Consider the following 15,977-nt stretch of genomic DNA (forward strand, 5'->3'; position numbering starts at 1 on the left):
GTCAGACCTCCAATTCCAAACCGTCGTAACCGACCTCGATCCCCAGCTCCCGAAGGCTGCGATTCTCCGCAGAAGCCTCGTCAAGGATCGGATTGGTATTGTTGATATGGATATAAATTTTTCGCCCGGCCGATATACGGGAAAGGTGCTCCAGGCTTCCACCCTGTCCGGCAATGGGGACATGCCCCATATCGGATGCCACCAATCCGGAAATATCCAGCCGCCGAAGCTCATCCGAATGCCAAAAGGTGCCGTCCACAAGGACGCAGTCGGCTGCTACCAATTGGGTATGAAGCTCGTTCGACCAGGATTCGACACCGGGCGCGTATACAGCAGTCCCTCCGGTCCGCTGGTCTACCATGCGGTAGCCGACGACCCAAGGGGATGTGGACGCACCATCCGTATGGGGATTCCGAAGGACGGACGCATACCTCGGCGGCTTGGAGCCCAGGAAGAACGGATATACCATTACTCTGCCCCCAAATAGTGGAAAAGATTCCTGCGGCCGGACTTCGAGCCACCGGTATGAAGCATAGGGCTCCAGGATCTTCCTCACCGGGAAGGCTTCCATCAGGGCGTCCAATATGGGGGCCGCGGCGTAAACGTCGATTGCCGAGGACTCCCTTAAGTGGAGGAGGCCCATCGTATGATCCAGCTCCCCGTCCGTCAGCAGCACGGTTGAAATAGGCGTATGCCGGATCGTGGAACCCGGAGCAAGCTCGGCATGGGCCTCGATCTGTGCACCGATATCCGGCGTGGCGTTGATGAGAACCCAATCCCTGCCATCATCGCTGACGGCCAGCGAATTATGCAGCCGGGCATGTAATGAGGGATCATGTATCCGCACGCGGCGGCAGTTCGGACAGCCGCAGTTCCACTGCGGGAAGCCTCCCCCCGCCGCCGATCCCAGCACCTTCAACAGCATGTTCCTGCCCCCCTCAAAAAAATAGATGCCGGATTGCTCCGGCATGGTTCGTCACTTCTGATAAGCGTATGCGGTAACCTCTGCACAAACCTCAATGACTTCAAAATCGGGTTTAACCCACATGCCGCCACCCCCTTTGATGAAATATCCCACCATGCCTGCCAGTAGAGAGCACAAGTCTGTTTAATCATATGTTGTATTTTGGCATTCTATAACACGTAACCATGCGAAGGGGTGTTCTCTTAAGCGATCTCTCCCAAAGTCAAAATTCGCGAGGTTTGCAAATAGGCTTCGCAGATGGAAGCAAAAAAGCGGCATGCCTCAGCATGCCGCTTCCCTTCTATGACGCCGGTTATTGCCCCAGCTTGGAATACCAATCATTCACTTCGTTTGTCATTTGGTCGCCGCCCGAAGACTTCCAGGTCTCGACGAATTTATCAAACGCATCCACGCTTTGCTTGCCGTAGATAATTTCGTTAAAGGTCTGGTTTTCGATTTTATTCAAATAGTCCAGCTTGGATTTCATAGTTGCCGTGGTCGGGCCGGTGTACAGGTTCGGATAAGCGATGTCCTTCTGGGACATCAATACCTTGGCCGCTGCCGGCGTATCCAGACCGTAGTTTAGCTTTACTTCTTTTTCCAGGCGGGTTGTCGCTTCCTTGCCGTCCGCCAGGTTCAGCAGCGCCTTCATCTGCGCGTCCGGAATCCGTGCCCCGTCGCGCACCAGCAGGTAGCGCAGGCTGTTCACGAATCCGCCGGGGATGTCCTCATACCGGAGCGGTTTGCCGCTGGCGTCCAGATCGTAATCGTATCCCTTGAAGAGGCCGTTGTCGAACACGCCTCCCGGCTGGGAATTGGCCAAATTGTCGAACATGTAGTTCTGGTAGGTAAAGAACGCTTCCGGATGCTTCATGTCCTTGTTGATCAGCGTCACGCCGTTCGTGAACAGGGTGCCGTGGCGCCCGGCTTTCCCGTCCGGCCCGGCCGGCAGGGCAATCGGCTTCCAGACCGCCGTCTTCACGTTCTTCACCGTGTCGCTCAGCGGCCATCCGCTCATCCAGTAAGGTCCAGGGATGATTCCGGCTTTGCCGGCGACGGCCGGTTCGGACGTCTTGTTCTCATCCCAGAGCGCCGCTTCCTTCGGAATATAGCCTTTGGTGAACCATTCGTTCAGCTTTTGCAGCCCCGGCTTCATGCCCGGGTTGATCGAGCCGTACTCCAGCTTCCCGTCCGCGCCTTTGTTCCACTGCTGCGGGATGGTGCCGTAGGCGCCGAAGATCCAGGACGGATCACCCATCCAGGTATTCATCGTGGTCTTGAATCCGATGCTCAGCGGGATGACCTCGTCCGGCTTCAGGCCGTCCGGATTGTTGTTTTTGAAGGCGTCCATGACCTTCTCCAGCTCATCGATCGTTTTCGGCGCGGCAAGTCCCAGCTTGTCGAGCCAATCCTGGCGGATCCACAGCAAATAATCGTGGTTGTAGGCATAATCGAGCACCGGGATGCCCATTCTTTTGCCATCGCGGATATAGGGGTTCCATACGTTCTTGTCCTGATCCATCGCCTGCTTCCACGTGTCGTTGGCATACTTGTCGAACAGCGCGCCCGTATCCTGGAACATGCCCGAATCGATCAGGTCCTGCGCCAGCTGCGCATCGCCGACGGTGACCACATCCGGCATTTCCTGGCCGGAAGACATCGCCAGCCGGAGCTTGGTTGCAAATGCGCCGTTCGTATCGGTCACTGACCACAGCGATTTGATCTCGATGCCTAGCGTGTCCTTAGCCCACTTGGTAGCCACGTTATTTTCGATCGACTCTCCGTTCTTGAACTTCAGCTCCGGATCGACGCCCCACACCGTGCTAATCGTTACCGGCGGGTCGTATTTGTCTTTATAAGCGTTTTCATTTTCGGCTGCAGCCGGCGGGTTCTGGGCCGAATCCGCAGCAGTTCCTCCTTTGGACCCCGAGCATCCGGTGAACAGCGCGCTGACCAGCACCAGGCTGCATGCAAGCGTCAATGCCTTTTTCGTATATGCCTTCATGTCGCTCCCCCTTAAATCTATATTTCTTCTACATGTTTCATTATAGAGGTGCCCCAATCGGCGTCCTATGTCATTCTCCGAACATTTCTGCACCTTTTGCAACCTGTTACTGGTCCCGGAATTCGTTTGGATTCAGCCCGTAATGCTTCTTGAACATTTTGCTGAAGTACTGCGGGTTTTGGTATCCGAGCTCGGCGGTAATCTCGTATATTTTTTTGTTCGTCTTCTTCAGCAGATAGAGCGCCCGTTCCATCCGCATCCGGATAATATAATCGCCCAGGCTCTCGCCGGTTTCGGCCTTATAGATTTTGGACAAATAGACCGGATGCAAAAAGACTTTGTCGGCAATCGTCTTCACCGACGTGTCCTGCCCCAAATCGCGGGAGACGAGCTCCTGCACTTGGTGGATAATGTAGCTGCGAGTATATTGATCGCTGGCCGACAACTCCGTCCGGAGCTTGTCCAGCATTCGCAAGGCCCAGCTTCTCAGCTTGTCCAGCGACAGAATCATTCCCTGGTCATGGACCAGGTCAAAGCCCGACTGGTCGACTTGATAGGCAAACTGGCCCTGCTTGTGCACCATATACATGAACGCATTCGTCATCAGCAAATACACCTCGTACAGATGCTCACGGGAGTAGCTCGTCCCTTCCAAATCGGCAAAAACCTCGTCAAGCTTGTTCCGCGCGGCATCCCACTGCTTGGATTCCAGCAGGTGAATCAGCGTCGGCGGCTTGTACAGCGATTCCATCGATTGGACCGGGCTGACAGGCTGCGACCGTACGTCATCGAGGTACAGGATGCCCCCGGACTCGCCGCCAGACATCATAAAGGAGCCGAGACCGGCCCGGTAAGCCTGGGCGATGCCGTCCGGGAACGGAAACCAGTCGGTGATGACCAGCGTGATATCGCCCTTCAAGTAACTGCTCACCTGCGTGCGGAAGTTTTCCGCAAGCCCGTGAAGCTTCGCTTGGCGGCGCTTCTCAAAATCCGGCAGCAGCTCAATGCCCTCCCGGTAAGAGGTTTTCAGCGCGGCCGCCAGCACCAGACAGTCATGGGGCGCCTTGCAGCCCCACACATGGAACGCCTCCGCAAGCGTCTCCTCTGCGATGTTGCCCACTGCGTACTCCATCAGCGCCATCGAATGGTGGTCGTAATGGGCAAACTGCCGTCCGAGCTGGACGAGCAGCAGCACGGCGGGTTCGCCGACCTGCAGCGGAATTTCGTACTGGGCCAGCTTGTCTGCCACGGTCCGGTGCGACCAGGTCCGGCCCAGCACCAAATCGTGCATCAGGCTTGCTTTCAGCACACCGGAATCCGATTTGATGGCGTACATTAACTGATGCACCTTTTCCGCCGCCTCCCACTCGTCCTTCAAAGATTCGATCGCATTGGATAGACTGAGAATAAACTCCTCGTCGTTCACGGGCTTTAGAATATAATCAAACGCCTGCAGCTGCAGTGCCTTCTTGGCATATTGAAAGTCCGAATATCCGGTCAGCACCATGCAGCGGATATGCGGCCAGTCCTGCTGAATCCGCTCAATCAGCTGCAGACCGTCGGTTTCCGGCATTCGAATATCTGATACGACGATATCGATGGACTGCTCGGACAGAACGGCCAGAGCCGCCTCGGCCGAGTCGGCTTGATAAACCTTGGCAATCCCCAAGTCGTCCCACGGGATCGTGGCTTTAATGCTTTCGGTGACATAGGATTCGTCATCCACCAGTAAAATTTCAATCATTCTATGTTCCCCCTTACCTGCTGCCCGTTCGGATTAACGTATGCTCAATGGGCCAGTGCAGCTCTACCCGGACGCCGCCCAGACCGGACTTTGCGAAGCGGAGCCCGGCGGTGTCGCCGTAATGGATCAGCATGCGCTGCCGCACGTTCCACAGCCCGCAGCCCATATCCTGGCTCATCGGCAGGGTCAGGGAACGGCGCAGCCCCTCCATCTGCTCTTCCGTCATGCCGCGGCCGCCGTCTTCGACGATAATCCGCATTTCACCTGGTCCGACTTCACCGGCGATCCGCACGCTGCCTGCGCCGGACTTCGGCTCGATTCCATGCAGCACCGCATTCTCCACCAGCGGCTGGACGACCAGCAGCGGTACTTCCCATTTGCGCATCACCTCAGGGATATCGACAGCAAATTCAAGCTGAGGCTTGCGCATCTTCTGAATCTCCAAATAGCTGCGGACAAAGTCCAGCTCTTCCTGCAGCGGGACGACATCCCTCTCCTGACGTGTCGTGTAACGGTAATAGTTCGACAGGTTGTGAGCCATCGCCACCACGGCCTTCATGTTCCCGAGCTTCGCCATGCTGGAAATGAAGGAAAAGCAGTTGTAGAAAAAATGCGGATTGATCTGCGATTGCAGCTGCTTCAGCCGCGCCTCCCTGACGTGGATCCGCTCCATATACACGTTCTCGAACAGCTCCTGAATCTGCCCGACCATCGAGTTGAAGCGCTGGAACACGAATCCGAATTCATTGTTGCCCTTGGCCTCCAGCCGGACGGAATAATCTTCGTGCTGCAGCTTCTTGAACGCCAAAACGAGCCGCTTCACCGGAACCTGGACCTGGGCGTACAGCATATAAGCCGCCAGACAGCTGAGCAGCAGCGTCAAGCCGACGGAAACATAAAACAGCCGGTTCGACTGCTCGATCGGCGCAACGATTTCCTTCAGCGGTACGTAGTCGATCAGGTACCAGCCGGTAGTGTCCGAAGCGGCGATATTGACCAGATAAGTCTCGCCGTCCAGCTCGAGCCTCCGGTTCTCCGCCTTCTTCAGCGGCTCCTGCCGAAGCTGCCGCAGGATGGAGTCTGTCAGCGGCCGATCCGCCGACCGGTTATAGATCACGCCCATGTCCGGCCTGTAGTAGATCGGGTCGCGCCGCCCGTCGCTTTTGAACTTGTCCAGCATGTTCTGGATATTGCTGCTGTCAAACTGCAGCTCGATGATCAGATTGGCGTCTTCGGGATGGCTGAAAGAAGAATACGGATACGCCGTAAACAAGGAGAACGAATAATACGCCTCGTCTCCTTCCCCCATCTTTTTCACCTGCCAGCCGGGCCTCATCCGCTTCTTCAAATCGTCGTTATCGTACGATTCCACGTCGTTGTCCGACACCATCCGCCCCAGCGACGGGGAAAAAATGTAGAGCTTCGTTTTCCAGTCCGACGAGCTTTCCTGAATGTTCAGCTTCGTCTGGATCCGTTTCACCAGGTTAATCATGTCGAGATTGAAATACTCACTGTTCAAAAAAACGTCCTTAAATCCGAAAATATCGGGATCCTGGATCAGGAGGGTCGGCCACAAGGAAAAGCGTTCGATGTTCGTGTTGACCTGCGTCTGGAAAAAGTTCAGCTGGTTGGCGCTCGATTGGCTGAGCTCCGTCCCCAGCACTTCCGTGCTCGTACGGTTGGAATAGAAGTAAAGGCCCACGATCGGGACAAGCATCATGACGAGCAAAAGCACCATTTTACGGAATAATGTATTTCTGGGCACGGCAGTTCACACCTTACGCATATTTTTTAAGTCATGGATCAGCAAGACGTATGTCTTTGTCAGAACATGTCTAAAAGCATCATCATTATACTGGAAACGGATGCATGCGAGTAGCGTTCTTTTCTCCACAGAAGAAGCGCCCCTGCCTTAGTTGAATCCGCCATAGAATACACGAGCAAAAGACAGGATGAACCGCAGAGCCGTTCTCTTATTATTGTAGGGAGCCTGCTCCGCCCCGAAAATGGTTCATTCTTCAACAATTCAGCACTTTTTGCAACCAAACGAGCTTAGAAGGCATAGCTATACCCGATATGAGGGCAAAAAAAGCAGGCCGCTATTTGCGGCCTGCCCTTGATTCCCCGGAGTCAGCTTAGATGCCTGGAATCGAATTACGTTTATGTGCGGTACGCTTATAGTAGCTCTCCAGGCGCTCCTTCGCCTGCGGGCTCACTTCCTTGCCTTCCAGATAGTCGCTGTTCTCGTCATAGGTAATGCCGAGCTCGCCTTCGTCCGTCTGGCCTTCCCACAAACCGGCGGTAGGCGCCTTATCCAGAATCGCCTGCGGCACGCCAAGGTAACTAGCCAGCTGGCGGACCTGACGCTTGTTGAGCGTGCTGAGCGGCGTAATGTCCACCGCACCGTCGCCCCACTTCGTGTAGAAGCCGGTAATGGCTTCGGAAGCATGGTCCGTTCCCACGACGAGCAGGTTCAGGTCAAATGCCAGCGCATACTGCATCACCATGCGTGTTCTCGCCTTGATGTTCCCTTTGCCCTGCGGGGTCAGGTGGCGGTGGATGCCAATTTGCTTGAGCCCATGCTCCGCTTCCAAGGCAATTTCGCCGACGGCATCCTCGATATTGGTCTCGGCCTTATATTTCAGGTTAAAAGCTTCCGCCACCGCATAGCTGTGCTCGATATCCTCCTGAACCGCATAGGGCTGGAACACGCCCAGCGTCATATATTCCTTGCCTTCCTCCTCGCTGAGCTCGTCGGTCGCCCGTTTGCACAGGCCGGTCGCCACGGCGCTGTCGATCCCCCCGCTGATGGCGATGAGCAGTCCCTTCGCCCCCGCGCTCTTCACATAGGATTTCAGGAAATCCACCCTTTTCCGGACTTCGCTCTCCACATCGATCGCCGGCTTCACGCCAAGGGCCGCAATAATTTCTTCCTGCAAACTCACGATAAGCACCTCTCTTGAACAGAATAGTCGATTAAATACCGGTGTGATTTCAAACACAAAAGCCCCGTACGTATCGGATGTCCGAGTACCCGGGGCATTATGTACGAGGTGCGCCGATTAACGGCACACCCGGTCAAACGCTTCGATGAGATCTTCGGCAATTTCTTGAGCCGAACGGTCTTCGATTTGGTGACGCTCAATAAAATGAACAAGCTCCCCGTCCTTCATCAGGGCGATGGATGGAGAAGACGGCGGATACGGAGCGAAATACTCGCGTGCTTTCGCGGTCGCTTCTTTATCCTGTCCGGCAAATACCGTAAACAGATTGTCAGGCACGATGTCATGCTGCAAAGCCTGAGCTACGCCGGGACGGCATTGGCCGGCGGCACAGCCGCACACCGAGTTAACGACAACCAGCGTGGTGCCTGGCGCGTCCGGAAGGTGAGTCTCCACTTCTTCCGCGGTTCTAAGTTCTTTAATGCCGAGGCGCGTCAGTTCGTCACGCATCGGTTGAATCATATCCTTCATATATCTGTCAAAAGACATGGCCATTCCCTATCACTCCTTGGATACAAAATATCAATGGACAAGCTCATAACAACATCCGCTGTTAATACTCCTATTATACATCCATAAGGGTCGAAATCAAGAGAAGCAGCGGCCTTGCGGGCTGTCAGATCATTCCCGCCCACGAATCCGTAACCGGGAACTGAATGGTGAAAGCCGTCCCCTTTCCCTCCTCCGATTCTACCGATATTTTGCCGTGATGGCGCTCCACGATGCTGAGACAGAGGGCAAGACCGAGCCCGGTTCCTTTGGCTTTCGTCGTAAAAAACGGCTCGAACAGCCGCTCCTGCCTGCTTTTGGCGATCCCCATCCCCGTATCCTTGATGATCAGCTCCACAAAGGAGTCGTTCAGCCTCGTCTCGATCGTCAGCTGCCCTTTTTCCTCCATGGCTTCCATGCCGTTGCGCGACAGGTTCAGTACCAGCTGCTTGATTTCCTTGGCGTTCAGGCTCAGCTCCGGGACCTTCTCGTCCAGGATCAGCTCGATCGTCTGTCCGCGCAGATTCGCATCCGCCCACAACAGCGGGCTTAAATCGCTGATGATCGTATGCAGATGCCATTGTTCTTTCTCAGCGATACGGTTCTGGGCAAGGGATAAAAAGTCGTTGATAATACCGTTCGCCCGATCCAGTTCCTCCATGACGATCCGGTAGTAATGGTCGAGTGCTTCCGGGCTCTTCTCCTTCATCAGCTGTAGGAAGCCCCGGACGACGGCCATGGGATTGCGTATTTCATGCGTGATGCTGGCCGCCATCTGACCGACAAGGCTGAGTCTTTCCACATTCTCCAGCTCGCTTCGCAGCCTCGCCAGCTCGGTCACGTCCTGAAAAGCGAGGACCGCTCCGATAATGGCACCTGTATGTGTATTCGTTAATGGTGATGTGCTTATGTAGTAGTTATGCGTTCCGATGCGGATCAGCTCATTGCCCAGTTTCTTGCCCTGAAGCGCCTGAACGATCCGGTAGTTGATGTAGTCTTGACCCATAATATCCACGAACATCGTGACAGGGTAGCCGAGCACGTCCTGCTTAGTAAGGTCGGGGTCCTTCGTCTTGACCAGGTTCATCATCGTGTCGTTGATGCTTGTGATATTGCCGGCATGATCGACCGAAACCATCGAAATGGGCGTGGCATCGATGACCTGCTGCAGCTTCTCCTCTTCCCTGAGATATTTCTCGGAGATGCCCATAACCTGCTCCTTCAGCCGCAGCTTCTCCAGAGCAAATTCAATCATATACACCAGGGTACCCCCGGTGAACATACTGGTTAATATATAGAAGAGAACGATCAGCACCAGCCCTGTATCGGTTAAATTCAGGTTGGGAGATTCGATAATCGGGGCGGCCGTGATCAATAGCATCGCAGGCATAAGGCACAGCCACAGCTTGTTGATCTTCTCCGTGAGCGGCCCTTTCCGGAATTTTGGGGACAGCCAAATCAGAAGAGGATATAGCGGTAATCCGGTATGCAGAAACAAACCGAGAACCGTCCAATTGGGATTAAAGATGAAGTCGCACAGAAGGCACAGCCCCGCCAGAGGCAGACCTGTCTTATAACCTCCATACAGCATCCCGATAAACAGCGGCAAAATGCCCAGGTTTAATGGAATGTAGTTAAAAATGGAGGAGGAAAACATCGAGCAGAGCAAAATCGTCAGAGCGCTGGACAAAATAATGACAAGATCAAAATCCATGGCTTCCATTCGCTTTCTACGCCTAAAAACCCGGACATATTTGTCCAGTCCCATTGGGAAGAGAAAAGCGAAGGAACCGGCCATAAGTACCTGTGTTATAATGTTTTTCAGTGCGTAAATAATCGCCAATCCCTCCTCCCCGCCAGGGCAGGTATGTGTAGTTCCCAATACGAATCTTTAGTGATTGAAGCTGGTTCTTCTTGCCGTTCGAGTGTAAGCGATTCATTACAGGTTTAACGGACTACAAGGAATAGGAAGATGTACCGCTGTTTTATGATGAAAGACGATTTCCTTTTGATTAAATCACAGCCAACACGATATTACAATATATCCTGATATATCCTAAAAAAGGACACACGAAACAGGAAAATAGACTGTCGTAAAAATAAAGGAGAATACCTAGTGAACCGATATGATGTAATCGTTGCCGGAGGCGGATCAGCGGGTCTAATGGCATGTGTCTCGGCCGCCCGGCATGGGGCATCTGTCCTGCTTTTGGACAAAGGAAATAAACTTGGCCGCAAGCTCGGCATTTCCGGAGGCGGCCGCTGCAACGTAACCAATGCCAAAGAAACCGATGACTTGATCGCCCATATCCCGGGCAACGGCCGCTTTTTGTACAGCGCGTTCCAGCATTTTAACAACCGGGACATTATGAACTTTTTTGAAGGGCTCGGCATTGCCCTGAAGGAAGAGGACAACGGGCGGATGTTTCCGGTATCCGACAAGGCCGCCAGCGTCGTGAGCGCTCTCATTCAGGAGGTGAAGAGGCTCGGCGTGGAGATCAAAACGGACAGCCCGATTGCGGAGGTCCTCTATGAGGATGGAAGAACGGCAGGCGTTCGTCTGAAGTCCGGTCATATTTACAGAGCCCCCAGCGTCATTGTCGCCACCGGCGGCAAATCTGTGCCCCATACCGGATCCACAGGTGATGGTTACCCTTGGGCAGAAGCCGCCGGCCACACGATTACCGAGCTGTACCCTACCGAAGTCCCGATCGTTTCCCATGAAAAGTGGATCCAGTCCAAGGAGCTTCAGGGACTCTCCCTGCGGGACGTAGAGCTCTCCGTGTGGAATCCCAAAGGTAAAAAAGTGATCGGGCACCGCGGGGATATGATCTTTACCCATTTCGGCGTATCCGGTCCGATCGCCCTGCGATGCAGCCAATTTCTGCGGCAGGTCAAAAATAAGTTTCATACGCCTGATGTCGAAATGGCCATCGACCTGTTCCCGGATTTGGACGTTTCGTCGCTCGACCAGCTGCTGAGGGACAAACTCGCGTCCGAGCCGAAAAAGGCGATCCGTAACGTGCTCAAGGGCCAGGTCCCCGATCGGCTGCTTCCGCTGCTGTTCGATACATCCCAGCTGGACGGGGACGCGACCTACGCCCATCTGCCCAAACAGCAGTGGGGGGATTTTGTCGCCTGCCTGAAGCAGTTCCGTTTCCGCGCGGTCGGCACCAAATCGATCGAGGAGGCGTTTGTCACCGGCGGAGGTGTCAACCTGAAGGAGATCAACCCGAAGACGATGGAATCGAAGCTGATGCCGGGGCTGTTTTTCTGCGGCGAAGTGCTCGACATTCACGGATACACCGGCGGCTACAACATTACGGCCGCCTTCTCGACCGGCTATACCGCTGGAATGCACGCAGCGGGGTACAATTAAAAATCCAATTTCGAGGTGATCGGTATGAGGATGGAGCTGAACAATGATCTTTGCCGGCAATTCGGCATTCGTTACCCTATTTTTCAGGCGGGCATGGCCGGCGGTCCCACGACGCCTGAGCTCGTGGCTGCCGTATCGAATGCAGGCGGTCTCGGTACTCTGGGGGCGGCCTACATGGAGCCTGCGGCGATCCGCGCAGCGATCGCAGACATCCGCGGGCGGACAAGCGCCCCGTTTGCGGTCAATCTGTTCACCGTCCCGATGGAAGACGACAATCGCCGGACCGCTGAGGTCCAGCGTGTTCTCGACTCCATCCGGGACGATCTGGGATTGCCGCCCGCCCCGCACCAGGCGGTCCAAACGCCGGATCACTTGGAGCGGCAGTTCGCCGAAGTGATCGAAGCCGGCGTTCCCGTGATCAGCACCGCTTTTGGCGTGCTGTCCCCGCGGCATATGGAGCTGGCCAAGACGGCCGGCATGAAGGTGGTCGCCATGGCGACCACCGTGGAGGAGGCGCTGGAAGCCGAGCACGCCGGCTGCGATGCGGTCGTCGCCCAAGGAAGCGAGGCCGGCGGCCACCGCGGCACGTTCAACGTCGATGCTCACCCCATGGGGGCGAACATCGGCACCTTCGCTCTCGTGCCGCAGATCGCCGACCGGGTGTCCATCCCGGTCATCGCCGCCGGCGGCATCATGGACGGGCGCGGTATGGTCGCCGCCATGGTTCTGGGAGCGCAGGCTGTCCAAATGGGCACCCGTTTCCTGACGGCGGCCGAATCCGGTGCGCATCCCGCCTATCAGGCGGCGCTGCTTGCCAGCACCGAAGAGAGCACGGTGCTGACCAAGGCCTTCTCGGGCCGGCCCGCCCGGGGCATCGCCAACGCCTTCGTCCGGGAGTGGAACCAGAGCGGCGTAGAGCCGCTGCCGTTCCCGACGCAGAACACGGCGACCCGTGATATTCGTAACGCGGCCGCCCGGCAGAATCAAGCCGGCTACATGTCGCTATGGGCCGGGCAGGCGACAAGAATGCTGAAAGCGGGCCAGAGCGCCGCAGACATCGTGGAGGAAACCGTCCGGCAGGCGCTCGAAATATTGGAATCTTAGCTCCTGCCCGATCCGCGCCATTATGGTTTAGTTATATATCCGTTATGCTTTCGAATCAAAAAACGCCTGGATCTAAGATCCGGCGTTTTTTGATTATACAATGTATAGCTACCGCCACACGCGTACTTTCTTCCAGGAATGTACTTCGATAAGCATTTGGTCAGACTTGAGCCATACCGCCATCTACAAACAATTCGACGCCGTTCACATAGCTGCTTTCTTCCGAGGCCAGAAACATCACCGCGCTGGCAATCTCTTCCGTCTTGCCCAAACGACTTAGCGGAACGACATTCTTCGCCGATTCAAGGACTTGATCCAGCGCCTCGCCAAACAGATCATTATAAGCTGGCGTGTGGACCATGCCAGGGCTCACTACATTAAGTCGTATCCCTGTGCCTTTCAAATCCATTATCCAGCTCCTTGCCATCTGACGGAGAGCCGCCTTGGTCCCTCCATAGACACTAAACGCTGCTTCGCCAATCGTACCCGCCGTCGAGCCGGTTAAAATGATATTTCCTGTCATATTTGGAAACAGCGGCAAAGCCTTTTGGATGGTGAACAAGGTACCCTTTACGTTCACGTTGAAGGTTGTGTCGTACTGCTCTTCCGTAATCTGACCCAAGGGCAGAAAGCTGCCAAGTCCAGCGTTTGCGAATAGAATATCCAGATGTCCTTTCTCCTGCTTTACCGTATCAAACAGTTTATCTAAGTCCTTCAAATTAGAAATGTCACCTTGAACGCCGGTAACCCGGTCACCGATCAATTTTACTGCCGCGTCCAGCTCGCTTTGTCTACGGCCGGTAATGAATACATAGGCTCCTTCCGAAACGAATCGTTGTGCCGTCGCAAGTCCGATCCCGCTTGTTCCTCCGGTGACAACTGCTACCTTTCCTTCAAATTTCCCCATGTCTATATGCCTCCCATGAAATTAATGTGTTGACTACTCCTAGTTTCATATTTTGCAGTCAATCCGTTACGGCATTTATCATAACGCTAGATGAATAATTCGACAGTAATGTAGATTACGTCGAAAAGCATATAGTCGAAGGGAAATTCATACAGTCATGAAATCAAGCCGGTTCTTTCATCGCTTTTTCGATATGAATCATGACCATTCTACGGCTGGTAACGATTATACCTTCATTGGATAGTTCCTGTAGGGTAAGCGATACCGCTTCTCTTGTGGCACCGATCATATTGGCCAATTCTTGATGAGTCAGGGGAATATCGATTTTTCGGTATCCATTTTCCTCTATGCCGAACTTTTTAGATAGACGGTTGAGAAAATAAAGCACTTTACCACGCAGATCCCTAAAAACCAATTTTTCCACCAATTCATCCTGATCTCGCAGGCGTTTGCTTATTTCCGATAAAAATCGTAAAGACAATTCAGAATACTTGCCTAAAAGCGGTTCGAATTGTTCAGCCGGAATCGAAAAAACAATCGAGTCTTCCATCGTCTCCACATAAGTCCCACTTGTGCCCAATGAAAATGTTTCAACTTCACCAAACATGCCGCCTTCGCTTAGGATGCAGACCGTATGTTGTTTCCCGGCCGAATTGGTTTTGTATAAGCGAAGTTTACCGGCGACTACGAAAAACAAGCCATTCCTTTCATTATCGGGCGTCTGAAGGATAGAGTTTTTTGAAAGCTTATACGTATTTGATCTTGTTACCGATTGTTCGATTTCACGGATAATTTCTGCCGGAAGCGATTCAAATATCTTTATTTTTGGCAACAATGATGTTATGTCTTCCATCGCCTCATAATGTAACATGTTGCCCCTCCTTTCAATCTTGCTAGTGACAACCGCTCCACTCTCCACGATAATCGTTCCTCGTGTTACATGGCCCTGTAGCGGAGTGTTACATTCATCATAAACCACCATAATTTCCTCTTCTATAATCCAGATTACAAAGCTTTTCGCTGAGTATCCAAAGACAAATAAGAACCTATATCCCCACAAGTTTGCTTGCACACACCGATACGATGTTAGATCCGAATGCTTCTTTTCTTATATTTTTCTCATCATTAACATCTGAAGAAGGATGACCGTGACCCAAGAAACCGCAAGAGCCAGCGGAATCAGCGCAACCGCAGCTTCCCAGACCGGCAGCATCGAGAACAGCAGCAGCCCTGACGTCACGAGCGCATACGGCGCAAGCAGCATCCGCACGGCCTTCTTCATGGCGCCCAGCTTCACCTCGTCCGCCCAGGGCAGCATCGTAACAAAGCCTTCCTTCATAAAGGCCGCTGCATTCAAATACAGCCAGTAAGCCAGCAGCAAATGAAGCGCGGCGTAGACCAGAATCTTCACCCCGGGGGGCAGCGTCAACAGGATGGCCGCGCTGAGCGACATGACCTGCGCATATCCTGTAAGCTGCTTCGTCTGGCGCACATATGCCTTTACGCATGCCCCGGCCAGGCGATGAACCGGCGTTGACGATCGGAACAGACGCTGGGACCGGCGGAAAATCCATGGGCTGCTGCGAATTTTCCGCGGCTTGTCCATGGTGCTGCTCAGCACGAGTCCGGTCAGCTTGGTCCGCTGAACCAGCTCTTCCTGGATATCGTTCATAAATGTGCCGCGGGTTCTCATCCGCACCAGGAGCAGCAGCACGTTGATCACCGCCAGCAGGGCGGAAGCGGCAGCCAGCCAGGACGGGCTGTCTATCCACCATACCGACAATACGACGTATGCTGCGGCCGGAAGCACGACCATGGGCAGATACAGCAGCCATCTCCGCCAGCCGTGAGTCCGGATCCGTGCGAAATGCTTCAGCCAGACCATCAGGCTACCGGCCGTCACCGTGAAGAGCAGCCAGCACCCGGCAGCATCCAGGCTGATCCCATATCTGCGGACCATAAAGGGAAGCACCAGCAGAAAGCCCGCTCCCGCCTACAGGGCTGTGGCGATCATGCTGTAGATGCCTCCCCTGACCATCAACCCGCGCAGCCACCGCACGCGCTGATGAATGAAAAGGACGTCGGCCTCGCGGATCATGAGGAACATTTTGCCCGCCGATAGCCACAATAACAGAAATACAGGAATTACACCGAATATCATATGGCCGCTCCACTGCGGGAGCGGCTCCTTCCATAAACCATAATACAACCTTCCCCCCAGCAGCGCGCCCGGAATCAGCATATACAGGAGCACCGTCCAATCCGCCACCGACCGGATGACGGCCATGGTTTCCTTCCAATGGGTCAGGAGCCGGTGCCAGAACAATCGCCCGGGGGTTCGGTAGGCATAACCGGTATTGCTTGAGTCCGCCATGTCCATCTC

12 protein-coding genes and 1 pseudogene are annotated in these 15,977 nt (G+C 54.3%); 2 read left to right on the forward strand and 11 right to left on the reverse strand.

Translation table 11 applies throughout. The annotated features are described in order from the left end of the window. Position 1: 1 nt before the first annotated feature. The 8 genes from pqqB to IAE55_RS30530 all read right to left on the reverse strand — a co-directional run bounded on the left by pqqB (position 2) and on the right by IAE55_RS30530 (position 9,927). Positions 2–925 (reverse strand): pyrroloquinoline quinone biosynthesis protein PqqB, encoded by a 924-nt coding sequence (gene pqqB, locus IAE55_RS30495; protein ID WP_200634719.1) that lies wholly within the window; start codon positions 923–925, stop codon positions 2–4. 51 nt (positions 926–976) lie between these two features. After that, positions 977–1,081, reverse strand: coding sequence for a pyrroloquinoline quinone precursor peptide PqqA (pqqA, locus tag IAE55_RS34425; RefSeq protein WP_076175873.1), 105 nt, complete (start codon positions 1,079–1,081; stop codon positions 977–979). Positions 1,082–1,277: 196 nt separating this feature from the next. Then, positions 1,278–2,969 (reverse strand): extracellular solute-binding protein, encoded by a 1,692-nt coding sequence (locus IAE55_RS30505; protein WP_200634720.1) that lies wholly within the window; start codon positions 2,967–2,969, stop codon positions 1,278–1,280. A gap of 106 nt (positions 2,970–3,075) precedes the next feature. Beyond that, a complete protein-coding gene (locus tag IAE55_RS30510) occupies positions 3,076–4,713 on the reverse strand; it encodes a response regulator (RefSeq protein ID WP_200634721.1) in 1,638 nt (545 codons plus the stop codon). A 13-nt stretch (positions 4,714–4,726) separates the two neighbouring features. After that, positions 4,727–6,478, reverse strand: a complete 1,752-nt coding sequence (locus IAE55_RS30515; RefSeq protein ID WP_145161133.1) for a sensor histidine kinase — start codon at positions 6,476–6,478, stop codon at positions 4,727–4,729. 370 nt (positions 6,479–6,848) lie between these two features. Further along, complete coding sequence (nadE, locus tag IAE55_RS30520; protein WP_145949924.1) at positions 6,849–7,658, reverse strand: ammonia-dependent NAD(+) synthetase; 810 nt, start codon at positions 7,656–7,658, stop codon at positions 6,849–6,851. Positions 7,659–7,775: 117 nt separating this feature from the next. Continuing rightward, positions 7,776–8,210 carry a BrxA/BrxB family bacilliredoxin gene (locus IAE55_RS30525; protein ID WP_105444355.1) on the reverse strand — a complete coding sequence of 145 codons (435 nt, stop codon included), beginning with the start codon at positions 8,208–8,210 and terminating at the stop codon, positions 7,776–7,778. 121 nt (positions 8,211–8,331) lie between these two features. Then, entirely contained in the window at positions 8,332–9,927 is a 1,596-nt protein-coding gene (locus IAE55_RS30530; RefSeq protein WP_234489984.1) for an ATP-binding protein, read from the reverse strand. Between the two features lie 393 nt (positions 9,928–10,320). Between IAE55_RS30530 and IAE55_RS30535 the strand changes: the two genes are divergently transcribed. Both IAE55_RS30535 and IAE55_RS30540 read left to right on the forward strand, forming a co-directional pair. Further along, positions 10,321–11,583 (forward strand): NAD(P)/FAD-dependent oxidoreductase, encoded by a 1,263-nt coding sequence (locus IAE55_RS30535; RefSeq protein WP_200634722.1) that lies wholly within the window; start codon positions 10,321–10,323, stop codon positions 11,581–11,583. A 24-nt stretch (positions 11,584–11,607) separates the two neighbouring features. Further along, on the forward strand, positions 11,608–12,687 hold the full coding sequence (locus IAE55_RS30540; protein WP_200634723.1) for an NAD(P)H-dependent flavin oxidoreductase: 1,080 nt from the start codon (positions 11,608–11,610) through the stop codon (positions 12,685–12,687). Between the two features lie 160 nt (positions 12,688–12,847). On the opposite strand, the gene IAE55_RS30545 is transcribed toward IAE55_RS30540, so the two are convergent. The 3 genes and pseudogenes from IAE55_RS30545 to IAE55_RS30555 all read right to left on the reverse strand — a co-directional run bounded on the left by IAE55_RS30545 (position 12,848) and on the right by IAE55_RS30555 (position 15,974). Continuing rightward, positions 12,848–13,594: an SDR family NAD(P)-dependent oxidoreductase gene (locus IAE55_RS30545; RefSeq protein WP_105444358.1), complete on the reverse strand. Its 747-nt coding sequence runs from the start codon at positions 13,592–13,594 to the stop codon at positions 12,848–12,850. A 163-nt stretch (positions 13,595–13,757) separates the two neighbouring features. Next, positions 13,758–14,465 (reverse strand): Crp/Fnr family transcriptional regulator, encoded by a 708-nt coding sequence (locus tag IAE55_RS30550; protein ID WP_145161141.1) that lies wholly within the window; start codon positions 14,463–14,465, stop codon positions 13,758–13,760. 237 nt (positions 14,466–14,702) lie between these two features. Further along, positions 14,703–15,974 (reverse strand): annotated as a pseudogene (locus IAE55_RS30555) (ABC transporter permease). Between the last annotated feature and the right edge of the window lie 3 nt (positions 15,975–15,977).

Origin of the sequence: Paenibacillus sp. S28 (genome assembly GCF_016624415.1) — a bacterium.
Classification (GTDB): Bacteria; Bacillota; Bacilli; order Paenibacillales; family Paenibacillaceae; genus Paenibacillus_AQ; species Paenibacillus_AQ favisporus.